We start from the raw sequence: 23,458 nt of genomic DNA on the forward strand, positions 1-23,458 counted from the left end.
CATTGCGTGCGCAGCCCCGGGGAGCGCTGTTGGCACCGGCCCGGGCACGGTATAACGTCACAGCCAAGGGAAAGCCTTGAAGAGGAGGCGCGGCCGTGACCATTATTGACAACGCCGTTTACGTGGACGGTCGCCGGACCGCGGACCCGGAAGACCTCGAGGAGACGTATTTCCTCCTGCGGCAGCGCCAGGGCATGGCTTGGATCGGGCTCTACCGACCGGACCCCGATGAGTTGCGTTCGGTGGCCGAGGAATTCGACCTGAGCCACCTTGCCGTCGAGGACGCGCTGGCCGGCCACCAACGCGCAAAGCTGGAACACTACGGCGAGACGTTGTTCCTGGTGCTGCGGCCCGCCCGATACCTGGACGACGTGGAGAAGGTCGAGTTCGGCGAGATCCACGTGTTCGCCGGCCCGGATTTCGTGGTGACTGTCCGCCGGGCCGAGTCGCCCGACCTCGCCCGCGTACGCCGGCGCATGGAGTCCGAGCCGGAATTCCTGGCGCTGGGACCGGACGCGGTGCTGTACGCGATTCTGGACCAGGTGGTGGACGAGTACGAGCCGGTGGCCGCGGGGCTGGAAAACGACATCGATGAGATCGAGGATGACTTGTTCGCCGCCGATCCCGGGGTGTCGCGCCGGATCTATGAGCTCTCCCGCCAGGTCATTACGTTCCAGCGGGCGACGGCCCCCCTGGCCGGAATCCTGCAGACCCTCATGGGCAGCGGACCGGACGGGGTGCCGGACCCCGAACTGCAGGACCATTTCCGCGACGTATTGGACCACGCCATCAGGCTGGGGGAGCGGGTGGCTGCCTTCCGGGCGCTCCTGCAAAACGCGCTGGCCGTCAACGCGGCCCTCGTGGCCCAGCGGCAGAACGACGAAATGCGCCTCCTGACGGAGTCTAGCTTCGCCCAGAACGAGCAGGTCAAACGGATCTCGTCGTGGGCGGCCATCCTGTTCGCACCGACACTGATCGCGTCGATCTACGGCATGAACTTCCACGACATGCCCGAACTCAACTGGATTTTCGGCTATCCGATGGCACTGGCGCTCATGATCGGCATGGGCGGGATCCTGTACCTGACGTTCAAACACAACAAGTGGATCTGACGTTCCGGTTGGAATGGAAGCGGCTCTCTGACCGCGCCAGTAAAACAAAAGCGGCTCTGACCTTGTATGTGCAGGTCAGAGCCGCTGTCCTTGTGCCCCAGGAGGGAATCGAACCCCCGACCGGCGGATTAGAAGGCCGCTGCTCTATCCCCTGAGCTACTGGGGCACGCTGGTGCCCACCGGCTGCTGCCGGGGACGCCTCAAAAAGTTTACAGTGCCGGACGGCCGGTGGGGGTCAATGCGGCCGGTGGCCTGTCCTGCAGCCAGGACCACTCCCCAACAAAGGCCCCGGCGATGCCGCCGGACGTGGGTTTTCCACATGGCACAGTTCGCCCCTGCCTGCCCGCGGGCCCCGGCGGGATGCTGGAACTGCCCGGCTGGGCACGACAACTCGAGACAGGACATGAGAATGAGTGACAACATTACGGTCCGTGGCTTCGTCGCCTCGGAGATCAGAAGTGCGACCACCCCCGGGGGCGTGGCCACGGCGAACTTCCGGCTCGGCGCCACCGAGCGCCGCTACGACCGCGGATCCAGCACCTGGGTGGATGGCAACACCAACTGGTTCACCGTCCAGGGCTATCGTCAGCTGGCGGGCAACATCGGCTGCAGCATCAAGAAGGGACAGCGGGTCATCGTGGTGGGCAGGCTGAAGATGCGCAGCTGGGAGAAGGACGGCAGGGTCTACCACGACGCCGAAATTAATGCGGAGTCAGTCGGCCACGACCTCATGTGGGGCTCTGCCAACTTCACCCGCTCCGCCGCCGCCGGAAGCCAGTCGGTAGCCGTGCCCGGAGCCCCGGGCGCCGCTGGCAGCGGGGACGGCGGTGACAGCGGCCAACACGCAGAGGCCGGAGAGCCGGGGGACAGCGGCGGGGACGGTGCCGAGCATGAGGCGACGTTCATCGATGACGCGAGCGGTGAGGAGGAGGAGGTGGACCAGGAGACCGGCGAACTGAAAGGGGCCGCGGCCTGATTCCCGGGCCCGCGGCTACCGGACTCAGCGTGCTGCCGGGCCGGCCTCCGGGAGCTGCCTCGTGGGCGTCCGGAAACTGAGCCGAACAGTTCCGGCCGGGCAGTGCCGCAGGGGCAGTCCGGGACGCTGGGGCAAGGGCGGGGGCGGCCGCCAGGGCCAGGGCGGCGGCAAGGGCTCCGGCAACCGGCCCGTCAACAGCCGCGTCGGGCGCCGACGGAATGTGAGTTATCCCGGCCGAACCACTAGATTTGTAGGCATGGCGGAATTTATCTACACAATGACCAAGGCCCGTAAGGCTGTCGGCGAAAAACTCATCCTCGATGACGTGAGCATGTCCTTCTTCCCGGGGGCCAAGATTGGCGTTGTCGGCCCGAATGGTGCCGGTAAGTCCACCATTCTCAAGATCATGGCAGGCCTGGACACTCCCTCCAACGGTGAGGCCCGGCTCAGCCCCGGCTACACGGTAGGCATCCTGCTGCAGGAGCCGCCGCTGAACGAAGACAAGACCGTCCTGGGCAACGTCCAGGAAGGCGTCGGCGAAATTTACGGCAAGATCCAGCGCTTCAACGAGATCTCCGAGGAAATGGCCAGCCCCGACGCTGACTACGATGCCCTCCTCGAGGAAATGGGACAGCTGCAGGAAGCGATCGACGCGGCCGATGCCTGGGACATCGATTCCCAGCTGGAACAGGCCATGGACGCCCTGCGCTGCCCGCCGGCCGATGCCGACGTCACGCTCCTCTCCGGTGGTGAGCGCCGCCGCGTCGCCCTGTGCAAGCTCCTTCTGCAGAAGCCGGACCTGCTGCTGCTCGACGAGCCCACCAACCACCTCGACGCCGAGAGCGTGCTGTGGCTCGAACAGCACCTCTCCAGCTACGCCGGCGCCGTCCTGGCCGTCACCCACGACCGCTACTTCCTGGACCACGTGGCCGAGTGGATCGCTGAAGTTGACCGCGGCCACCTCTACCCGTACGAGGGCAACTACTCCACGTACCTGGAGAAGAAGCGCGCCCGCCTGGAAGTCCAGGGCAAGAAGGACGCCAAGCAGGCCAAGCGCCTGACCGAAGAACTCGAGTGGGTCCGCTCCAACGCCAAGGGACGCCAGACCAAGTCCAAGGCCCGTCTGGCCCGCTACGAGGAAATGGCCGCCGAGGCGGACCGCACCCGCAAGCTCGACTTCGAAGAGATCCAGATCCCGCCGGGACCGCGCCTCGGCGGACTTGTGCTGGAAGCCAAGGAGCTCCAGAAGGGCTTCGATGACCGCACGCTGATTGACGGGCTGTCCTTCAGCCTGCCCCGCAACGGCATCGTCGGCGTCATCGGCCCCAACGGCGTCGGCAAGTCCACGCTGTTCAAGACCATCGTGGGCCTGGAACCGCTGGACGGCGGTGAACTGAAGATCGGCGATTCCGTCAAGATCTCCTACGCCGACCAGAGCCGCGGCGGCATCGACCCGAACAAGACGCTGTGGGAGGTCGTGTCTGACGGGCTGGACTACATCCAGGTCGGCCACGTCGAAATGCCGTCCCGCGCCTATGTGGCCGCCTTCGGCTTCAAGGGCCCGGACCAGCAGAAGAAGGCCGGGGTGCTCTCCGGCGGTGAGCGCAACCGCCTCAACCTTGCGCTGACCCTCAAGCAGGGCGGCAACCTGCTGCTCCTCGACGAACCGACTAACGACCTCGACGTCGAAACCCTCAGCAGCCTCGAAAACGCACTGCTCGAATTCCCGGGCTGCGCCGTCGTCGTCTCGCACGACCGCTGGTTCCTGGACCGGGTGGCCACCCACATCCTCGCCTACGAAGGCGACGAGGAGAACCCGTCCAAGTGGTACTGGTTCGAGGGCAACTTCGAGTCCTACGAGGAGAACAAGGTGGAGCGCCTGGGCCCGGACGCGGCCAAGCCGCACCGCGTCACGCACCGCCGCCTCACCCGCGACTAAGCCCGCCAGGCTTACAGCGCCGCTGGCACACAAAAAGCCGGTTCCCCGTGGGGAGCCGGCTTTTTGTGCGCCGCGGGACTTTGTACCAGGCAGGGCGACTGGCGCGGCGTCCGGCAGGGGGCGGGATTCCTAGCTGCGCTCGGCCCTGCGCATCTGGTGCTGCAGCACTCTGGACGAGACGGCGGACTAGACGTACTACTAGACGGCGGCCTGGACGGCGCCGTTCACTGTGTTCTTCAGATCGTTCGGGACCCGGACCATGCCTTCCTGCGCCACCGTGGCTACGTGCAGGCCGTCCCGGCTGAAGATCTTGCCGGTCGCCAGTCCCCGCGCGCCCTGGGCGCTGGGGGACTCCTGGACGTACAGGAGCCATTCGTCCACCCGGACCGGCCGGTGCCACCACATGGCGTGGTCCAGGCTGGCCACGGACATCCCGGGCGTAATCCAGCTCATCCCGTGCTTGCGGAGGACGGATTCGAGCAGGGTGTAATCGCTCGCGTAGGCCAGGGCGGCCCGGTGCACGCCGGCGTCGTCGGGCATCGGCCCGAACGTTTTCATCCAGACGGCGTTGCGCGCCTCCTTGGGCCCCTTCGCCGAGACGTACAGCGCCGGGTCGACGTGGCGGATATCGAAGGGCCGTTCAAACGCCCAGTGCCGGGCCACGGGGTGATCGAACTTGCCCAGCAGGTCGGCAGTGCTGGGAAGAGATTCCGGGTCCGGGATCCCGGCGGGCATTTCGGACTGGTGCTCGATCCCTTCGTCCTCGGCCTGGAAGGACGCAATCATCGACAGGATGGGCATGCCCTCCTGGTAGGCGTGGACCCGGCGGGCCGAGAAGGACCGGCCATCACGCAAACGCTGCACCCCGAAGGTGATCGGCTTGTTGGCGTCTCCCGGCCGCAGGAAGTAGCCGTGCATGGAGTGCACACTGCGGTCCGGATCGACGGTGCGGCTGCCGGCGATCAGGGACTGCGCCAGCACCTGGCCGCCGAAGACGCGGTGCCTGGGCTGTTGCTGGGAGGGCCCCATGAAGATGTCCTCGTCCGTCCGCGCGCCCTCGAGCTCGCCGAGGTTGAGCAGTTGGATGAGCGAGGAGGTGGGGTCCTGGGTCGGGAGCCCCAGCAGTCCGGCTTCGGCTTCAGTCATGGTCTGACTCTAGACGGCAGCGCGCGCCGCTCCAAAGAAGCGCAGCCGGTAGAGTCGGTGGTGTGTCTGATGTCCTAACCCAGCCCCTGCAGTTCACCGATCCCCGCGACCTCGCCGACCTGCGCACGTTCGCCACGCGCGCTAAATCCATAGACGACGGCGCCATCCGGCTCCAGGCCGCGGGCCCGGTCCTGGCCGCCTACGTCTGCGTCCTGCGGCCCCGGCTCCTCGGCGAGTCCACCCCCACCATCCTGGGACTGCGGACCATGGCGCTGGCACAGCCGGCGGACACCGACGTGACGGTGCCGCTGTCCGCCGTGCTGGACCGTCTGGCCCGGGCGGGGGAGCACGACGTCGAGCTCCCCGTTCCGCCGGTGACCGTCAGCGAGTCGTGGGCCGGGATCGGGGCGCCGCGGACCGGCTGGGAACTGCTCGGCACCCTCCAGGACCCCGTCCTGAGGGACGCTGCCGAGGCCGGCATCAGGGAAATCGCCGCGATCATCCCGGACAAGCCGGGCGCGCTGATCGTCAACAACGCCCGGGCGAGCGTCTGGGGCCGGGAACTGCCCGACGCCGGCGGCCTGCCGGCGGGAGCCGCGTTCGCCGCGCTGACCCTGGGCTTCCTGGCCGACGGCGATCAAAAGCTCTTCCGCGCCGGGCGCTGGTTCCGCCTCAGCGGCACCCGCGGACACGTGCTGGTCCGGACCGGCACCGGGCTGTAGGCAGCGTCCGCGCTCAGGCCTCCGAGGGGCTGTTCACCATGGACAGGGCTGCCCGGTCCATGTAGTCCCAGAGCGTGCCCTCATACAAGGGCGGAAGCTCCAGGGAGTCCACGGCGGCGCGCATGTGGAACAGCCAGCGTTCCTTGGCCTCCGGCGTCACACGGAACGGCATGTGGCGCATCCGCAGCCGCGGGTGCCCGCGCTCCTCGCCATACGTGGTGGGCCCGCCCCAGTACTGTTCCAGGAACATCAGGAAGCGCCGCTTGGCCGGGCCGAGGTCCTCTTCCGGGTACATGGCGCGCAGCAGCGGATCGGTCGCGACGCCGTCGTAGAAGACGTCGATGAGCTTCACGAAGGTCTCGTGGCCGCCCACGGCGTCATAGAAGTTGTCGGTGTAGCCGGGCTGGCTGAACGGATCGTTCTGCAGCAGCTGCCTGGGCTGGCTTGGTTCGCCGGCGCTGGGAATCGTCATGGCTCTATTCTCCGGCCTGCTGCTGCGGCGTGGAATCGGCCTCTTCGGCCGGCGGGGCAGACGGCGCGATGTAATGGCCCTGGGAACGGTTGCCCACACGCAGGATTTCTCCGTTGCGCAGGTACCAGATGGTGCCGTCGTCGGCCCGGACGCGCGTGATCCGCAGGTTCATGGCCTCGACAATGCCCACCACCTCGGAGGTTTCGATGACATCGCCGATCCCGTACTGATCCTCGAGCGTGATGAAGATGCCGGCCAGGAAGTCGCGGATCAGTTGCTGGGCGCCGAAGCCGATGGCGATACCGAGGATACCGACGCTGGTCAGCAGCGGTGCAATGTCCACGTTCAGGTATTTGAGCACGTACACGATGGTGAGGACGGCCACCAGGACGCCGACAACGCTGTTGAGCAGTGCGCCAATGGTGTGGGCCCGCTGGACCCGGCGCTCGTGGTCCAGTGCCCGCAGAGCGGGAGACACCCAGCGGAAATGCCGCTTCTTGAAGAATGTGCTGCCCTCGGCGACACGCTTGGTGATTCCGGCGATCACGAAGGACGCCACCAGCCACACGGCGACGCCGATCCCCAGGGCTATCAGGGCGCCCGGCAGATTGACGGCGGCGATTTGTTGGGCGGTGATTGGTTCGATGGTGGTCAGGCTGATCATCGGTGGGGGAAAACTCCTTGTTGCTTCGTCCCAGCCGGCCGGCAGCAGGGCTGGGCGTCCGGGTAGCGGCCGGCGTTCGCCGGGCGCATAACACTCTGGTCTCCTTCAACATTAGCGCCGTAGCGTGGCCCCATGCGCATCCTGGTCCTTGGCGGCACCGCCTTCCTCTCAGCCGAAATAGCCCGACAGGCCCTGACTTCCGGGCATGATGTGACCTGCCTGGCCCGTGGAACCGTCTCTGCACCGCCTGACGGAGCCACATGGGTTCGGGCGGACCGCTCGGAGGGGAAGGCCGCCTACGCGCCGGTGGCGGGCCGTTCAGACCCGGACGGATGGGATGCCGTGATCGATGTCTCCCGGGACCCCGTGCAGGCGCGTGAGGCCCTTGAGGCGCTGGCCGGATCGACCCGGCATTGGACCTTTGTCTCCAGCTGCTCGGTCTACGCAGACCACTCCGTGGCCGGCGCCGCCGAAGACGCCCAGGTGCTCCTGCCGCTGGCTCCGGGAACGGAACTGAGCATGGAGAACTACGGCGAGGCCAAGTCCGCGATTGAGTCCTGGACCCGGGAGCTGGCCGGGGCCAAGGCACACCTGTGCCGCGCCGGCCTGATCGGCGGACCCGGGGACGGCTCTGACCGTTACGGGTACTGGCCTGCCCGTTTTGCCCGGGACGACGATCCGGTCCTGGTCCCGGACATCCCCGCCGACGCCACCCAGATCATCGACGTCCGCGACCTCGCGGCCTGGATCCTCACCGCAGCCGAAAGGGGAACCGTCGGCGCCCTGAACGCCGTCGGCGAACCGGTCCCGTTTGCCGCCTACCTTGAGGAATCGCGTCAGCTCGCCGACGCCGACTCCGAGGTGGTTGTCGCTCCCGAGGACTGGCTGGCGTCCCACGGCGCGAACTATTGGGCCGGCCCGGACTCGCTGCCGCTGTGGCTGCCGGCCGGCCACGATGGCTTCGCGACCCGCAGCAATGACGCTGCCCGGGCCGCCGGGCTGCGCATCCGGCCCTGGATGGACACGCTGCGGGACACCCTGGCCGATGAGCGTCGCCGCGGGCTCGGCCGCGAACGCGAGGCCGGGATGAGCCCGGAGACCGAACGCAGGATCGTGTCCGAGTACAGGGCGGAGGCCTCAGCCGGGCAGGCTGACGGTGCCGCCTGACCTTGCCACCTGACGGTGCCCCCTGACCTTGCCGCCTGACCTTGCCCCCTGACGTCGTTCAGTCCGCCTGGCCCTCCACCACAGCCGTGGGCTCGTGCAGCACCGGAAAGTTGACGCTGCGGGCGATGAAACAGACCTTGTTGGCCTCGACGTGGAGCTCTTCCAGGAGTTCCGGGGCCGCCGGCTCCGCCATCGTCACCGTGGGTTTCAGCGTGACGGATTCGAATTGGCCGCTGCCGTCCCGGTTAGTCCGCATGAGGCCCTCGGCCCGGTCCTCGTAGGCGGTCACCACCACGCCGTGCTTCACGGCCACGTGCAGGAAGGAGAGCATGTGGCACTGGGACAGCGCGGCCAGGAGCAGCTGTTCGGGATTGTAGCGCTCGCGGTCGCCGTGAAAGGTCGGATCGGCCGAGCCGTGCAACACCGGCAATCCCGGGATCTCGACGTGATGGTCCCGTGAATAGCCGCGGTAGGAGGACGTCCCCTCCCCGAGGTTCCCGGTCCAGCGGACAGTCAGCGCGTAGCGGTGTTCGTCAAGGCTCATGACCCCAGCCTAGAACGACGGAACCCCGGCGCCGCACGTGGGCGGCACCGGGGCTCCAGGATTGCCGGGGTTCGGGGCGGCTTTCCTAGCCGACGTCGGCCTGGCGGGCCCGCAGCGAGCGGACAACGCCGTCGCGGTTCTCCAGCATCATCCGGCGCAGCGCGGAGCTGCCTTCCGGCAGCGACGCCAGGAACTCATCGGTGCGGTCCACGGTGGCCTGCGTGGTCAGCTGGGCCGGGTAGAGCCCGACGACGATCTGCGAGGCCAGCGCGTGGGTGCGGTTGGCCACGATGCCCGGGACGGCCTCGAAGTACTTCTCTGCGTACGGCTCCAGCAGGGACGTGTCCAGGACCCGGGTAAAGCCGGCCACCGCGGAACCTTGCAGGGCGTTGGACAGATCGCCCTTGACCACAATCGATTCCCAGGCTGCGGCCTTGGCCTCCGGCGTGGGGATCGCGGCCTTGGCCAGGGCCGCCGCGTTCTGGCCGTTGGAGGTGTTGTCGTGCTCCAGTTCCTCGTCGATCCGCTCCTGCCCGGCGCGGCCGCCTGCCACGAGGGACGCCAGCAGTTCCCAGCGCAGGTCCTGGTCCACGCTCAGCCCATCCAGGGTGAGCGAGCCGTCCAGCAGCCCGGACACCGTGTCCAGCTGCCCGGCGCTGCTGGCCAGCAGGGCGTAGGACTTCACGAACTGCAGCTGGGCGTCCGAGCCCGCAGGCACGGCCGAGGCGAGATCCCACAGCCTGTCGGTCGCGGCCACGGTGGTGGCCTCCTTGTGCTCCTCGGCCACGTAGAACGTCAGCGTGGTGGCGAGCTGCCGGAGCTGGACCAGGATCACGGAGGAATCGGATTCCTCGGCGATGTTCGCCAGGATCAGGTCCACATACCCGCGGGCCGGGGATTCGCCGTCGCGCGCCGCATCCCACGCCGAGCCCCACACGAGGGTTCGGGGGAGGCTCTGGCTGAAGTCCTTCAGGTGGGCCGTGGCGGTGGCGAGGGACTTCGGATCGAGGCGGACCTTGGCGTAGGCCAGGTCGTCGTCGTTGAGCAGGATCAGGTCAGGCTGGGCCAGGCCGGCCAGGGCCGGAACCTCGGTGCGCTCGCCGTCGACGTCGAGCTCCACGCGGTGCACGCGCTCCAGCTTGCCGGCGCCGTTGAGGTTGTAGAAGCCCACGGCGAGCCGGTGCGGGCGGAGCGTCGGTTCGCTCTCGATCGCCGACTGCACGATGGCGAACGAGCCGATGGTGCCCTCGGCGTCGGCCGAGATTTCCGGCGTCAGGGTGTTGACGCCGGCGGTCTCCAGCCAGAGCTGCCCCCACTTTTCGAGGTCGCGGCCGCTGGCCTTTTCGAGTTCGGCCATGAGGTCGCTGAGCTCGGTGTTCTGCCAGGCGTGCTTGCTGAAGTACTCGCGCACGCCGGCCATGAATTCCTCCGGGCCCACCCAGGCGACGAGCTGGCGCAGCACGGAGGCGCCCTTGGCGTAGGTGATGCCGTCGAAGTTCACCTCGACGTCCTGGAGGTCGTTGATCTCGGCGAAGATCGGGTGCGTGGTGGGCAGCTGGTCCTGCCGGTACGCCCAGGACTTCTCCACCGAGGCGAACGTGGTCCAGGCGTGGTCGAACTCGGTGTTCTCCACGGCGGCCAGGTGGGACATGTATTCGGCGAAGGACTCGTTGAGCCAGAGGTCGTTCCACCAGCGCATCGTCACGAGGTCGCCGAACCACATGTGGGCGAGCTCGTGCAGCACGGTGATGGCGCGGCGCTCGACCTGGGCGTCGGTGACCTTGCCTCGGAAGACGTAGCCTTCCAGGATGGTGACGGCCCCGGCGTTTTCCATGGCGCCGGCGTTGAACTCCGGCACGAAGAGCTGGTCGTACTTCTCGAACGGGTACGGGCAGCCGAACTGCGCCTCGAAGAACTCGAAACCCTGACGGGTGAGCTCAAAGATGTTGTCCGCATCGAGGTACTGCATGAGCGACTTGCGGGCGAAGATGCCCAGCGGCGTGACCCGGCCCTCCGCCGAGACGACCTCGCTGCGCACCGACTGGTACGGCCCGGCGATCAGTGCGGTGACGTAGGAGGAGAGCCGCGGCGTGGGCGTGAACTCCCAGACGGAGCGCGCGCCCCCGTCCGCGCCGGGGATGGTCTCCACCGGCGCCGGGGTGGGGGAGTTGGAGACCACGTCCCAGTGCGAGGGGGCGGTGACCGTGAAGGTGAAGCTGGCCTTGAGGTCGGGCTGTTCGAACACGGCAAACATGCGCCGCGAATCCGGGACCTCGAACTGGGTGTAGAGGTAGACCTCGTTGTCCACCGGGTCCACGAAGCGGTGCAGGCCCTCGCCGGTGTTCATGTACGGGGCATCGGCGACCACGAGCAAGTGGTTCTCGGCCTCCAGGTCCGGGAGCTGGATCCGGACGCCGTCGGAGACCTCGGACGGGTCGAGTTCGCGGCCGTTGAGGCTCACGCTGTGCACCGTGTGGGTCACGGCGTCGATGAAGGTCGAGGACCCCGGCTTGGCCGCGAACTTCACGGCCGTGGTGGACCCGAAGACTTTTTCGCCGCGGGTCAGGTCCAGGCTGACCTCGTAGGACTCGACGTCGATCAGGGTGGCGCGCTCGCGGGCTTCGGCGCGGGTGAGGTTCATACCGGGCAAAGGGGCCTCCAGAAGAAGATGGATACTGCCGGCCGGCCGCAGCCGCCGGCGATACTGTGAAATCATTCTTTCACGTCAGCGGCCCGTGGCAAGTTAGCCCGCTCACAATGTCTTTCCCGGCGCTCCAGCCGCAACACATCCGTTCCTACGTTTCGCTTCCTGTTGGCCGCCTGACCTGCGCGCATGTCCCTGGATCTCTCCATGCCCAGCCGGGGTAGCGTTGGGTCATGGGAAAGATCCGGGACTCAGTCGATGCCAGGGCCTTGCGCTTTGCCATCGGTTTCCCCCTCATGCTGGCCGCCGGATTCGTGGTGTGTGCGCTGCTGGTGCGGCCTGAGCTCCCCGAGCCGCTGGCCATCCGCTGGACCGACGCCGGTGCCGTCGACTTTGCGCCGTTCACCGCCTTCGTGGGCGCCAGTGCCGCGCTGATCGTAGTTGTGGGCTGGGCCGTGCTGCTGCAGGCCGTGCCGCTGTCCCGGCCTGTGATGATGCGCCGGATCATGATGGGCGCCGGATTTGCCATGAGCCTCTTCCTCACCACCGTCCTCGCCGCCGCCCTCGTGGGACAGTTGGGACTGCCCGACGCGCGGGGCTCCCATGTGGACGCCTCGGTCCTGGCCCTGGGAAGCGGCGCAGCCCTCGCCATGGGCTTCGTCATGGGCATGGTCTTCAAGGCAGACGAACGCTGGTCTGTCGATGACGACCTCGCCGTCCGCCAGGCCCTCCAACGCGAACAGGATCCTGAATTGGCCAGGGACCGGGTCAGTCTCTGGGTCCATGCCCGCAGTTCGATCTTCGTCATGCTTGGCATCGCGACGCTCTTGCCCGCGGCCCTCTTCACCATTGCCGTGCCGTGGGTCTCTGCCCTCCTGGTGGCCGCAGCCCTGGTGGCGGCGGCGTTCCTGGTGGCCCGGATCCGGGTTGACCGGAGCGGCCTGCGGGTCTTCGTGGCAGGTTTCGTCCGGGTCATGAATGTTCCAGCCGCGGCTATCGACGCCGCCACGCCCAGCGACGTCAGGGCGGCGGACTACGGCGGCTGGGGCTACCGCATCCACGGCAACACCACAGCGCTGCTGGTCAGCAGTGGCCCCGCGGTGGTCATCGACCGCTCGGACGGGCACCGGCTCGCGGTGAGTGGCGGTAGCGCCGCCACGGCGGACAACATTGCCCAAACGCTTTCCCGGGTGGCGGACAGGGCGCGGCGGAACGGCGGGGCCCCGGCCACGTAACACGGCGGCCCGATCCAGCCCCCGGCCCGCCACAGCACCGTCCCGGAAGACGCGGCCTAGTAGGCTTGGACGAGACCTCGACCGCCCCGGCCGCCGCCCCGCGCCGCAACTGAACGGAACAGCCGTGACCATTTCTGACTTCCCCCGCGTGCACATTGCCACCGACCACGCCGGCATGGAGCTCAGCGCCCACCTCGTCAGCCACCTCAGCGCCAAAGGTTACGACGTGGTGGACCACGGCCCCGTGGAATACGACGCCCTGGATGACTACCCGTCGTTCTGCATCAACGCCGCCCTCGCGGTGGTCGCGGACCAGGAAGCCGGAACCCACGCCCTGGGCATAGTGCTCGGCGGATCCGGCAACGGCGAGCAGATTGCCGCCAACAAGGTCAAGGGCGTGCGCGCGGCACTGGCGTGGAACCTCTCCACGGCCCAGCTCGCCCGCGAACACAATGACGCCAACGTCGTCGCCGTCGGCGGCCGCCAGCACAGCGTCGATGAGGCAACGGCCATCATCGAGGCCTTCCTGAGCGAGCCGTTCAGCAACGACGAGCGCCACGTCCGCCGGATCGGCAAGATCGCCACCTACGAGCGCACCGGCGAAGTCGTCCTGTAGTGCCGGAGGGGCACTCCGTCCACCGGCTGGCCCGCCAGTTCGGCGACGTTTTCGCGGGCCAGAGGCTTTCGGTCTCGAGCCCGCAAGGCAGGTTCGCGCCCGGCGCCGCCCTGCTGGACGGGCATGTCCTGACGTCCGCGACCGCCCACGGCAAGCATCTGTTCCTCGGGTTCGACCACGGCCTGGTCCTGCACGTCCACCTGGGCCTCTACGGCGCCTGGAATTTCGGCGGGGATGCCACCTTCCGTGGTGCGTCCAGCATCGGGGCGCCCCGGAAGGTGGGGGAGCGGGAGGTGTACGACGCCGATGACGCCGGCAGCGCGGCTGGGCCGGCCTCCGTGGGCGCAGCGTCGCCTGCCTACACAGGGCCACCGGAGCCGGTGGGCGCGGTCCGGGTCCGGCTGGTGAGCGGGCACGGCTGGGCGGACCTGCGCGGCGCCACTACCTGCGAGGCGATCATCGCGGCCGAAGCCGCGGCCGTCGTCGCCCGCCTGGGCCCGGACCCGCTGGGCAACAGGCCAGGCGACCGGGACGCATTTGCCGCCACCGTGACGGCCAAACGGGCCCCGCTGGCAGGGCTGCTCATGGACCAAAAGGTGATCGCCGGCGTCGGGAACGTCTACCGGGCGGAACTGCTGTTCCGGCAGCGCCTCAACCCCTGGCTGCCCGGGACCGGACTGACGCCGGAGGCGGCACGCCGGCTCTGGGACGACACCGCCGCAATGATGTCCGACGGCGTCCGGGACGGCCGGATCATCACGACGCCGCCGCAGTACTGGGACACGCCGCCCCGGGACGGGCACGGCGACGCCGTGCCGAACACCACGGCCGGCGCGCTGCCGGGCCCGCTGCCGGACCCGGACCAGGCGCACTTCGTCTACCGCAGGCACGGCCTGGACTGCCGTGACTGCGGCACGTCCGTGGCGCTCACGGAGCTCGGTGCCCGGAAACTGTACTGGTGCCCGCAGTGCCAGCAAGCCTGAACAGCCTCTGAACAACCCTGAATACAACTGAGTAGTCCCGATCCGGCATATGCGCCGCAAGGCATGAAACAGGCGCATGAAACAGGCATGAAAAAAGCCCCTCCGTGGAGGGGCTTTTTCGTCATATTTCCGAGGGGACGACGGGAATCGAACCCGCGTAATCAGTTTGGAAGACTGAGGCTTTACCATTAAGCTACGTCCCCGGGTGGTGATGCTGGATTTCCAGCAAATCTTCCGGGCGGCTGTTCAAGCCGGATACAACTAAACCCAATTCAGGGCCCCGGTGTCAAATGTGCAAATCGGCGCAGTATGACCGTAGACTGTTCTGTGCACTTACGGGGTGTAGCTCAGCTTGGCTAGAGCGCCTGCTTTGGGAGCAGGAAGTCGCAGGTTCAAATCCTGTCACCCCGACTCTGCAAGCACTGCCAGCACGTGGCAATGCAGAACCCTATTCCCCCCACACCAGGAGTACTTAGACTGTGAAGAGCGCTGTCGAGAACCTCACCCCCACGCGGGTCAAGCTCAATGTTGAGGTCCCCTTTGAGGAATTGAAGCCCAGCATCGCAGAGGCATACAAGACTGTTGCTTCGCAGATCCAGGTTCCCGGTTTCCGCAAGGGCAAGGTCCCCTCCAAGCTCATTGACCAGCGCGTCGGCCGCGGCTACGTCCTGGAGACGGCCATCAACGAAGGCCTCAACGGCTGGTACCAGGCTGCCGTGCAGGAAACCGGCATTCGTCCCCTGAGCCGTCCCGAAGTTGAGATCACCGAGGTTCCGGACCCGTCCGCCACCGACGGCGAGCTCAAGTTCCACGCCGAGGTTGACATCCGCCCCGAGATCGAACTGCCGGACTACGCCGGGATCAAGGTCGAGGTTGCCGCCGCCGAGTCCTCGGACGCCGACGTCGACAAGGCCATGGACGAGCTCCGTGGCCGCTTCGGCACCCTGAAGTCCGTGGACCGCCCGGCAGCCGACAGCGACTTCCTGACGATCGACATCGCAGCCTCGATCGACGGCTCCGAGGTTGACTCCGCCTCCGGCCTGTCCTACCAGGTTGGCGCCGGCACCATGCTCGAAGGCCTCGACGAGGCCGTCACCGGCCTCAGCGCCGACGAGGACGCCATTTTCGACACCACGCTGGTCGGCGGCGAGCACGCCGGCGAGTCCGCTCAGGTCAAGGTCACCGTCAAGGCCGTCAAGGAGCGCGAGCTCCCCGTCGCCGACGACGACTTCGCCCAGCTCGCCAGCGAATTCGACACCCTGGCCGAACTCCGCGAGGACCTGGCCAAGCAGGCCGCCGAGTCCAAGGTTGTTGAGCAGGGCGTCGAGGCCCGCGACAAGGTCCTGGACAAGCTCGTTGAGCTCGTCGCGGTCCCCGTCCCGGAATCAATCGTCGAAGAGCAGCTCGAGCAGCACTTCAACGCCGAGAACGCCCACGGTGAAGGCGAGCACGACACCGAGGAGCACCGCGCCGAGGTCAAGGCCAACACCGAGCGTGCCTTCCAGAACGAGATCATCCTTGACGCCATCGCCGAAAAGGAAGAAGTCAACGTCAGCCAGAACGAGCTGATCGACTACATCGTCACCACCGCCAGCCAGTACGGCATGGACCCGAACCAGTTCGCCCAGATCATCGATCAGAGCGGCCAGGTTCCCATGATGGTTTCCGAGGTCCGCCGCCGCAAGGCACTGGCCGTCGTCCTGGGCCAGGCCGAGGTCACCGACTCCGAGGGCAACAAGGTTGACCTCAGCGATTTCRTCCGCCCCGGCGACGAAGCCGCACCGGCCGCTGAGTCCGTCGAGGAAGAAGCCCCCGCGGCAGAAGCCGCCGCCGAGGCCACCCCGAGCGATGACCCCGCAGCAGTGAAGTTCTAGCATTGCCGCTGACGGCCCCCGGATCACCGATCCGGGGGCCGTCTGTTTTAACCGGCGCCCGTTTAACCCCGCGACGGCGGACGTGCGCCGTCAGCGAACAGCCCGCCGCCAGCGAACAAAGCGGGCGTGAAAACGGTTAGTGTCGCTGTAGGAAAGTTCAGTGATGTCGTCCAATGACGTCACCGTCGCCAGCGAGAGGTAAGTACATATGTCACAGCAAGCAGGGGCGCCCCGGATGGCCACGGTCGATCCGGCAGCCCAGGATAACTACATTTACAACCGCCTGCTGAAAGAGCGCATCATCTGGCTCGGCTCCGAGGTCCGTGACGATAACGCCAACGCGATCTGCTCCCAGCTGCTGCTGCTCTCGGCGGAGAATCCTGAACGGGACATCTACCTTTACATCAACTCACCCGGCGGCTCCGTCACCGCCGGCATGGCCATCTACGACACCATGCAGTTCATCCCGAACGACGTCGTCACGGTGGCCACCGGGCTCGCCGCCTCCATGGGGCAGTTCCTGCTCTCCTCGGGCACCAAGGGCAAGCGCTACGCCACCCCCAACGCCCGCATCCTCATGCACCAGCCCTCCGGCGGCATCGGCGGAACGGCGTCGGACATCAAGATCCAGGCCGAGCTGATCCTGCACATGAAGAAGGTCATGGCCGAGCTGACCGCAGACCAGACCGGACAGACCGTGGACACCATCCTCAAGGACAACGACCGCGACAAGTGGTTCACGGCCCCTGAGGCCCTCGAGTACGGTTTCTTCGACAAGATCGCGGCGCACGCAGGATCCGTGGCCGGCGGCGGCGGAACCAACGCCAACGGCTCCGGCAACAGCGGCGCTGCGACAGCCACCGAGAACTGACCGGCACGTAGACAGTAATGAATTCAGGAGCAATGAACATGAACTACAACTTCGGTTCGACTGCCGGCAACCTGCCGAGCAGCCGCTACGTGCTGCCCCAGTTCGAAGAGCGCACGCCCTACGGCTTCAAGCGCCAGGACCCGTACACCAAGCTGTTCGAGGACCGCATCATCTTCCTGGGCGTCCAGGTCGACGACGCCTCGGCGGACGACGTCATGGCCCAGCTGCTGGTGCTCGAGTCCACCGACCCGGACCGCGACATCACGCTCTACATCAACTCTCCGGGTGGCTCGTTCACCGCCATGACCGCGATCTACGACACCATGACGTACATCCGGCCGGAGATCCAGACCGTCTGCCTCGGCCAGGCGGCCAGCGCAGCAGCCGTGCTGCTCGCTGCCGGCACGCCGGGCAAGCGACTGGCACTGCCGAACGCCCGTGTCCTGATCCACCAGCCTTCACTCTCCGGTGGACAGGGCGGGCAGGCCTCCGACCTGGAGATCCAGGCCGCCGAGGTCATGCGCATGCGCTCCTGGCTCGAGGACACGCTGGCCAAGCACTCCGGCCGGACGCCGGAACAGGTCAACAACGACATCGAGCGGGACAAGATCCTCACCGCCGCCGAGGCCATGCAGTACGGCCTGATCGACCAGGTCCTGGATTCCCGCAAGATCAAGCCCCAGGCGATCGCGCGCTAACCAGCAATTCGCGACGCGCCGGTGCGGCACTTTACTTGGCCGCACCGGCGTCCGCTTTCCACCCAACGGGCCCAAAGTGACCTAGAGTGGAACATGTCACAGCCAGCAGCAAGCTACTAAAGGGGTTCACACATGGCTCGGATTGGCGAGAGCACTGATCTGCTGAAGTGTTCTTTCTGCGGAAAGAGCCAGAAGCAGGTTCGCAAGCTCATTGCCGGGCCCGGCGTCTACATCTGCGACGAGTGCATCGAACTCTGCAACGAGATCATCGAAGAGGAACTCGCGGAAGTAGCTGACCTGGGCAGTTTCGAACTGCCCAAGCCCCGCGAGATCTTTGACTTCCTGCAGGAATATGTGATCGGCCAGGAACCCGCCAAGCGGTCGCTCGCCGTCGCGGTCTACAACCACTACAAGCGGATCCAGGCCGGCCACGCCCCGAAGAGCGGCAGCCTCGCGGACGGCGTGCACCACGACGACGTCGAAATCGCCAAGTCCAACATCCTGCTGATCGGCCCCACCGGCTGCGGCAAAACCTATCTGGCCCAGACCCTGGCCCGCCGCCTCAACGTCCCGTTCGCCGTGGCCGACGCCACGGCCCTGACCGAGGCCGGCTACGTCGGCGAAGACGTCGAGAACATCCTCCTCAAGCTCATCCAGGCCGCCGACTACGACGTCAAGAAGGCCGAGCAGGGCATCATCTACATCGACGAGATCGACAAGATCTCACGCAAGAGCGAAAACCCGTCCATCACCCGGGACGTCTCGGGCGAGGGCGTGCAGCAGGCGCTCCTGAAAATCCTCGAGGGCACGGTGGCCTCCGTCCCCCCGCAGGGCGGCCGCAAACACCCGCACCAGGAATTCATCCAGATCGACACCACCAACGTGCTGTTCATCGTGGCCGGCGCCTTCGCCGGGCTCGAGGACATCATCGGTTCTCGTTCCGGACGCAAAGGCATCGGCTTCGGCGCGCCCCTCAACGAGGTCAAGAACACCACGGATTCCTACGGCGAGGTCATGCCCGAGGACCTGCTCAAGTTCGGGCTGATCCCGGAATTCATCGGCCGACTGCCGGTCATCACCACGGTCTCGAACCTGGACCGGGCAGCGCTCATCCAGATCCTGTCCACGCCCAAGAACGCCCTCGTCAAGCAGTACCAGAAGATGTTCCAGCTCGACGGCGTCGAACTCATCTTCGAGGACGAGGCACTGAACACTATCGCCGACCAGGCGCTGGAGCGGGGCACAGGGGCGCGCGGGCTACGCGCCATCATGGAGGAAGTCCTTCTTCCGGTCATGTTCGACCTCCCCAGCCGCGACGACGTCGCGAGCGTCGTGATCACCGAAGAGGTCGTGACCAAGAAGGCCGCGCCCACGATGATCGCCCACGACGTCAAGCGCCGCAAGTCCGCCTGACCGTCCTGAAGCCCGGAATAAATCAGGCCCAGCGATGGCTGTCATCTTTGGCGCGCTCTGCGTCTGATGTACGACTGGCATCTGACCTGACCTGATCTCATCCGACCTGCTTGCCGCAGCCCGCTTTCCCGCAGACTTCCATCCCGCAGACTTCCATAAGGAGAACACCTGTGCCTGAAACCCTGACCAATAAAGCCGACTTCTGGTTCGACCCCATGTGCCCCTTCGCCTGGGTCACCTCCCGTTGGATCGGCGAAGTCGAAGAAGTCCGCGACATCCAGACCGAGTGGCACGTGATGAGCCTTGCCGTACTCAATGAGGGCCGCGAGGAACTGCCCGAGCAGTACAAGGAGTTCATGAAGAAGGCGTGGGCTCCGGTCCGCGTCATCATTGCCGCCTCGGAACAGCATGGCGCGGAGTACATCAAGCCGCTCTACGACTCCATGGGCACCAAAATCCACAACGAAGGCAACAAGGACATTGACGAGGTCATCGCCAAGTCCCTGGCCGAGGCAGGACTGCCCGCCGAACTGGCCGCCGCCGGCCAAAGCGATGAATTCGACGCCCAGCTGCGCACCAGCCACGAGGCCGGCATCTCCCTGGTCGGACAGGACGTGGGCACCCCGGTGGTGGCATTCAACGGCACGGCCTTCTTCGGCCCGGTCCTGACCCGCATCCCTCGCGGTGAGGACGCCGGGAAGATCTGGGACGCCACGGTGACCCTGGCATCCTTCCCGTACTTCTTCGAAATCAAGCGCAGCCGGACCGAAAGCCCGGCCTTCAACTAAGCCTCCGGGCACCGCGCGGATACCTCCAGGAGCCCCCAAAAGAATTACTCTGATGTAGTTCTTCCGGGGCTCTTGTGCATGGCAAACAGGGGGATAACAATGGAACTTACCCACTTCGAAAGAAGAGGGACGCAGGAACCAAAGATTCAGTGACACTCATCCGACGCAGCCTTCGGCAAAGTCAGATGATGGCTACCAGTGACGAGGTAGGAAGACCTGGAAATCCAAGGATCCCGCCAGATTGTCTAAGACGTCACGTGACAATCGAAAAGTCGAAGCCCCACCAACGGCTAACGCTGATGGGGCTTCCCCTTTGCCCAAAATCTGGTCAGGGTCCAAAAACTGGTCAGAGGGTGTGGGGTCCTGACCTGGCAGCGACAGGCGAGCACCCCGGCCTGCGGATCAGGGCCGAAGGAACAAGCCCGATTGCACCGCTGTTGCTTCCAATGGCAGGGCCGCGGTTCCGTGATGTCCATACATCCGGCCGGTGCTGTCCTGTGTCCTGTCCGCCCGCGACCATTGGAGCGCCATGCCTATCACTGCCCACCTTGATTTGAACCTTAAAGCGGAATCCCTGCCCACGGCGCCTGACGTGCTCCGCGACATCCTCTCCGATACACGGGCGTTTGACGGCTGCCTCGGCGTCCATGTGCTGGTCGACACCAATGATCCGGCGCACTTTCTTGTGGTGGAGCAGTGGGCATCACTGGAGCACGATTCCGCCTACCGCGCGTGGCGGGCAGGGCCCGGCGCGAGCGGGCTGGGAGAGCTCCTGGCCGCCCCGCCCGTGCTGACGCGCTTCGAGACCTCCTTCGAGATCTAGGGCGCCCGGAAGGCAAAGACCCGAAAACAAAAGGGGCCTCCGCCCGGCCTGAGCCGGGCGGAGGCCCCCACGTGGTTGTCGCAGCCTGCTAGGACTGCGCCGGCGGCTCGGCCGGTGCCAGCACGACGTCGCTGACGGTCAGTTCGCCCTCGCCGGCAACCAGCGCCAGTTCCCGTGCGTTGGCGGCGGCCTTGAGGTCGGCGAGGCCGGCCTTCAGCTGCGTGGTGAGGGATTCCGAGGCCGTGATCGTCGCGGACAGCACCTCGGTGCGCTGCTTGACCTTGGCCTCGGACTTGGCCTTGCGGATGCCGCTGAGCGCGGTGCCGACCGTGGCGAGGAGGGTCGTATCGCCGTCGACCGCGATGGCGGACGGCCACTGGGCGCGGTGCACGGAACCGGTGCGCCACCAGCTCCAGACTTCCTCCGCGGCGAACGGCAGGAACGGCGCGAAGAGCCGCAGGAGGGTGTCCAGGCTCGTCGCGAGGGCGGCCAGCACGGACGCCTGCTGCTCCTCGCCGGCCGCACCATAGGCGCGGTCCTTGATGAGCTCCACGTAGTCGTCCGTGAAGTTCCAGAAGAAGCTCTCGGTGATCTGCAGGGCCCGGGCGTAGTCATAGCCCTCGAACGCCTTGGTGGCCTGCGCCACGACGTCGGCGAGCTGGGCCAGGACAGCCCGGTCCAGCGGGTTGCTCAGCACCGAAAGGTCACCGGAAACCACCGAGTCCTCGGTGGCGCCCAGGTTCAGGACAAACTTGGAGGCGTTGAGCAGCTTGATCGCCAGGCGGCGGCCGATCTTCATCTGGGCGATCTCGTAGGCCGTGTCCGCGCCGAGCCTGGCCGAGGCAGCCCAGTAGCGGACTGCGTCGGAGCCGTACTCGTCGAGCACATCCGTGGGCACAATGACGTTGCCCTTGGACTTGGACATCTTCTTCCGGTCCGGGTCCAGGATCCAGCCGGAGATGGCCGCGTGCTTCCACGGCGCCGTCTTCTGCAGCGCGTCGGCGCGGACGGCGGAGGAGAACAGCCACGTACGGATGATGTCGTGCCCCTGCGGGCGGACGTCGAACGGGTAGACCTTGGCGAAGAGCGCCTCGTCGGTGCTCCAGCCGCCCACAATCTGCGGCGTCAGCGAGGACGTTGCCCACGTGTCGAGAACGTCCGCGTCGCCGGTGAAGCCGCCCGGCACATCGCGCTGGGCTTCCTCGTATCCGGGAGCCGCATCCGCCGCGGGGTCCACGGGGAGCTGCGCGTCGGACGGGACGATCGGGGCGTCGTATACGGGGTTGCCGTCGGCATCCAGCGGGTACCAGACCGGCACCGGCACGCCGAAGAAGCGCTGGCGGGACACGAGCCAGTCGCCGTTGAGCCCCGAGATCCAGTTCTCGTAGCGGGAGCGCATGAAGGACGGGTGGAACTCGATCTCGTTGCCGCGGCCGATCAGCCGTTCGCGGCGGTCCTCGTCGCGGCCGCCGTTGCGGATGTACCACTGGCGGGAGGTGACGACCTCGAGGGGCTTGTCACCCTTCTCGAAGAAGTTCACCGGGTGCATGATCTTCTTCGGTTCGCCGTCGAGCAGGTCCGCGGCGGCCAGGAGCTCCACCACGCCCTCCTTGGCGCTGAACACCGTCTTGCCGGCGATGGCCGCGAAGTTGGCGCGGCCTTCTTCGGTGGTGATCCACTCCGGGGTCTCGCCGAGGATGCGGCCGTCACGGCCCACGATCGCGCGGGTCGGCAGCTGCAGCTCGCGCCACCACGTGACGTCGGTAAGGTCGCCGAACGTGCAGACCATGGCGACGCCGGAGCCCTTGTCCGCCTTGGCGAGCGGGTGCGCCTTGACCTCTACCTCGACGCCGAACAGGGGAGAGGTGACCTTCTTGCCGAACAGCGGCTTGTAGCGCTCGTCGTCGGGGTTCGCCACCAGCGCGGCGCAGGCGGCCAGTAGTTCGGGGCGGGTGGTCTCGATGTAAATCTTCTCGCCGTCTTCGGTGAAGAACGGGTAGCGGTAGTAGGCGCCCGCGACTTCGCGGTCCTCAAGCTCGGCCTGGGCCACCGCCGTGCGGAAGGTGACATCCCACAGGGTGGGCGCCTCGGCCATGTAGGCGTCGCCGGCGGCCAGGTTGGCCAGGAAGGCGCGCTGGGAGATAGCGCGGGACTTATCATCGATGGTCCGGTAGGTCAGGTCCCAGTCCACGGACAGGCCCAGGGTCTGGAAGAGGTGCTCGAAGACCTTCTCGTCCTCGACCGCGAGCTCTTCGCACAGCTCGATGAAGTTCCGCCGGGAAATGACGTCGAAGTCGCGCTGGTTCTTGGCGGGCTCCGCCGGGGGCCGGTAAGCGGCGTCGTAGGCGATCGCCGGATCGCAGCGCACGCCGTAGTAGTTCTGCACGCGGCGCTCGGTGGGCAGGCCGTTGTCGTCCCAGCCCATGGGGTAGAAGACGTTCTTGCCGGTCATGCGCTGGTAGCGCGCCAGGACGTCGGTCTGCGTGTAGGAGAACATGTGTCCGACGTGGAGGGATCCCGACGCCGTGGGCGGGGGAGTGTCGATCGAGTAGACCTGTTCCCGCGTGGTGTCCTGGTTGAACTTGTAGGTCCCTTCGTCAAGCCAGCGCTGCGTGAGCGTGTTTTCCAGCCCCTCCAGGGCGGGCTTGTCCGGAACGTTGATGGGGGCGGTGGTGGGCGTGTCTGTACCCTGTTTGTCTTCAGCCATGGGCTCAATTCTCCATTATTTCTACCCTCGAATACACCGGACCGTACTTTGGGCACGCGGCGCG

Annotated in this window: 20 protein-coding genes and 3 tRNA genes; 15 read left to right on the forward strand and 8 right to left on the reverse strand. The window is 66.6% G+C overall.

Translation table 11 applies throughout. The features are described from left to right. Positions 1–95: 95 nt before the first annotated feature. Complete coding sequence (locus AB4089_RS07830) at positions 96–1,112, forward strand: magnesium and cobalt transport protein CorA (RefSeq protein WP_441408731.1); 1,017 nt, start codon at positions 96–98, stop codon at positions 1,110–1,112. A gap of 93 nt (positions 1,113–1,205) precedes the next feature. On the opposite strand, the gene AB4089_RS07835 is transcribed toward AB4089_RS07830, so the two are convergent. Beyond that, a tRNA-Arg gene (locus AB4089_RS07835) sits at positions 1,206–1,278 on the reverse strand. A gap of 243 nt (positions 1,279–1,521) precedes the next feature. Here AB4089_RS07835 and AB4089_RS07840 point away from each other — a divergent pair. Both AB4089_RS07840 and ettA read left to right on the forward strand, forming a co-directional pair. After that, positions 1,522–2,088, forward strand: coding sequence for a single-stranded DNA-binding protein (locus AB4089_RS07840; RefSeq protein WP_441408732.1), 567 nt, complete (start codon positions 1,522–1,524; stop codon positions 2,086–2,088). Between the two features lie 256 nt (positions 2,089–2,344). Next, the gene (ettA, locus tag AB4089_RS07845) at positions 2,345–4,027 is read left to right on the forward strand and encodes an energy-dependent translational throttle protein EttA (RefSeq protein ID WP_441408733.1); all 1,683 of its coding nucleotides are present in this window, start codon (positions 2,345–2,347) and stop codon (positions 4,025–4,027) included. A gap of 198 nt (positions 4,028–4,225) precedes the next feature. Here ettA and AB4089_RS07850 read toward each other — a convergent pair whose 3' ends face one another. Beyond that, positions 4,226–5,173, reverse strand: coding sequence for an acyl-CoA thioesterase (locus AB4089_RS07850; protein WP_441408734.1), 948 nt, complete (start codon positions 5,171–5,173; stop codon positions 4,226–4,228). Between the two features lie 62 nt (positions 5,174–5,235). On the opposite strand from AB4089_RS07850, the gene AB4089_RS07855 reads away from it, so the two are divergent. Beyond that, a complete protein-coding gene (locus AB4089_RS07855; RefSeq protein ID WP_441408735.1) occupies positions 5,236–5,895 on the forward strand; it encodes a hypothetical protein in 660 nt (219 codons plus the stop codon). 13 nt (positions 5,896–5,908) lie between these two features. Here AB4089_RS07855 and AB4089_RS07860 read toward each other — a convergent pair whose 3' ends face one another. Both AB4089_RS07860 and AB4089_RS07865 read right to left on the reverse strand, forming a co-directional pair. Then, positions 5,909–6,367, reverse strand: a complete 459-nt coding sequence (locus tag AB4089_RS07860; protein ID WP_390206381.1) for a globin — start codon at positions 6,365–6,367, stop codon at positions 5,909–5,911. 4 nt (positions 6,368–6,371) lie between these two features. Continuing rightward, a complete protein-coding gene (locus tag AB4089_RS07865; RefSeq protein ID WP_441408736.1) occupies positions 6,372–7,031 on the reverse strand; it encodes a mechanosensitive ion channel family protein in 660 nt (219 codons plus the stop codon). Between the two features lie 132 nt (positions 7,032–7,163). Between AB4089_RS07865 and AB4089_RS07870 the strand changes: the two genes are divergently transcribed. Then, positions 7,164–8,198, forward strand: coding sequence for an NAD-dependent epimerase/dehydratase family protein (locus AB4089_RS07870; protein WP_441408737.1), 1,035 nt, complete (start codon positions 7,164–7,166; stop codon positions 8,196–8,198). Positions 8,199–8,256: 58 nt separating this feature from the next. On the opposite strand, the gene AB4089_RS07875 is transcribed toward AB4089_RS07870, so the two are convergent. Next, on the reverse strand, positions 8,257–8,742 hold the full coding sequence (locus tag AB4089_RS07875) for an OsmC family protein (protein ID WP_441408738.1): 486 nt from the start codon (positions 8,740–8,742) through the stop codon (positions 8,257–8,259). Between the two features lie 85 nt (positions 8,743–8,827). Next, a complete protein-coding gene (gene pepN, locus AB4089_RS07880) occupies positions 8,828–11,383 on the reverse strand; it encodes an aminopeptidase N (RefSeq protein ID WP_441408739.1) in 2,556 nt (851 codons plus the stop codon). A 236-nt stretch (positions 11,384–11,619) separates the two neighbouring features. Between pepN and AB4089_RS07885 the strand changes: the two genes are divergently transcribed. The 3 genes from AB4089_RS07885 to AB4089_RS07895 all read left to right on the forward strand — a co-directional run bounded on the left by AB4089_RS07885 (position 11,620) and on the right by AB4089_RS07895 (position 14,220). After that, on the forward strand, positions 11,620–12,621 hold the full coding sequence (locus AB4089_RS07885) for a hypothetical protein (RefSeq protein ID WP_441408740.1): 1,002 nt from the start codon (positions 11,620–11,622) through the stop codon (positions 12,619–12,621). A 124-nt stretch (positions 12,622–12,745) separates the two neighbouring features. Then, complete coding sequence (locus AB4089_RS07890; RefSeq protein WP_441408741.1) at positions 12,746–13,237, forward strand: ribose-5-phosphate isomerase; 492 nt, start codon at positions 12,746–12,748, stop codon at positions 13,235–13,237. Then, positions 13,237–14,220, forward strand: a complete 984-nt coding sequence (locus AB4089_RS07895) for an Fpg/Nei family DNA glycosylase (protein WP_441408742.1) — start codon at positions 13,237–13,239, stop codon at positions 14,218–14,220. The genes AB4089_RS07890 and AB4089_RS07895 overlap by 1 nt, the downstream gene beginning before the upstream one ends. Positions 14,221–14,352: 132 nt before the next feature. Here AB4089_RS07895 and AB4089_RS07900 read toward each other — a convergent pair. After that, positions 14,353–14,423, reverse strand: a tRNA-Gly gene (locus AB4089_RS07900). 133 nt (positions 14,424–14,556) lie between these two features. Here AB4089_RS07900 and AB4089_RS07905 point away from each other — a divergent pair. The 7 genes from AB4089_RS07905 (at position 14,557) to AB4089_RS07935 (ending at position 20,687) form a co-directional block, all read left to right on the forward strand. Then, positions 14,557–14,631 (forward strand) — tRNA-Pro (locus tag AB4089_RS07905). A 68-nt stretch (positions 14,632–14,699) separates the two neighbouring features. Beyond that, entirely contained in the window at positions 14,700–16,094 is a 1,395-nt protein-coding gene (gene tig, locus AB4089_RS07910; protein WP_441408743.1) for a trigger factor, read from the forward strand. Positions 16,095–16,329: 235 nt separating this feature from the next. After that, a complete protein-coding gene (locus AB4089_RS07915) occupies positions 16,330–16,965 on the forward strand; it encodes an ATP-dependent Clp protease proteolytic subunit (protein ID WP_441408880.1) in 636 nt (211 codons plus the stop codon). A 38-nt stretch (positions 16,966–17,003) separates the two neighbouring features. Further along, a complete protein-coding gene (locus tag AB4089_RS07920; protein WP_026266422.1) occupies positions 17,004–17,663 on the forward strand; it encodes an ATP-dependent Clp protease proteolytic subunit in 660 nt (219 codons plus the stop codon). 132 nt (positions 17,664–17,795) lie between these two features. Beyond that, positions 17,796–19,076, forward strand: a complete 1,281-nt coding sequence (gene clpX / locus AB4089_RS07925; protein ID WP_229993382.1) for an ATP-dependent Clp protease ATP-binding subunit ClpX — start codon at positions 17,796–17,798, stop codon at positions 19,074–19,076. A gap of 170 nt (positions 19,077–19,246) precedes the next feature. Next, on the forward strand, positions 19,247–19,864 hold the full coding sequence (locus AB4089_RS07930) for a mycothiol-dependent nitroreductase Rv2466c family protein (RefSeq protein ID WP_441408744.1): 618 nt from the start codon (positions 19,247–19,249) through the stop codon (positions 19,862–19,864). Between the two features lie 529 nt (positions 19,865–20,393). After that, positions 20,394–20,687 (forward strand): putative quinol monooxygenase, encoded by a 294-nt coding sequence (locus AB4089_RS07935; protein WP_441408745.1) that lies wholly within the window; start codon positions 20,394–20,396, stop codon positions 20,685–20,687. Between the two features lie 88 nt (positions 20,688–20,775). Here the strand turns inward: AB4089_RS07935 and valS are convergent, their stop codons facing one another. Next, entirely contained in the window at positions 20,776–23,394 is a 2,619-nt protein-coding gene (gene valS, locus AB4089_RS07940; RefSeq protein ID WP_441408746.1) for a valine--tRNA ligase, read from the reverse strand. Between the last annotated feature and the right edge of the window lie 64 nt (positions 23,395–23,458).

This window comes from Arthrobacter sp. 2MCAF15 (assembly GCF_052115605.1).
GTDB lineage: Bacteria > Actinomycetota > Actinomycetes > Actinomycetales > Micrococcaceae > Arthrobacter.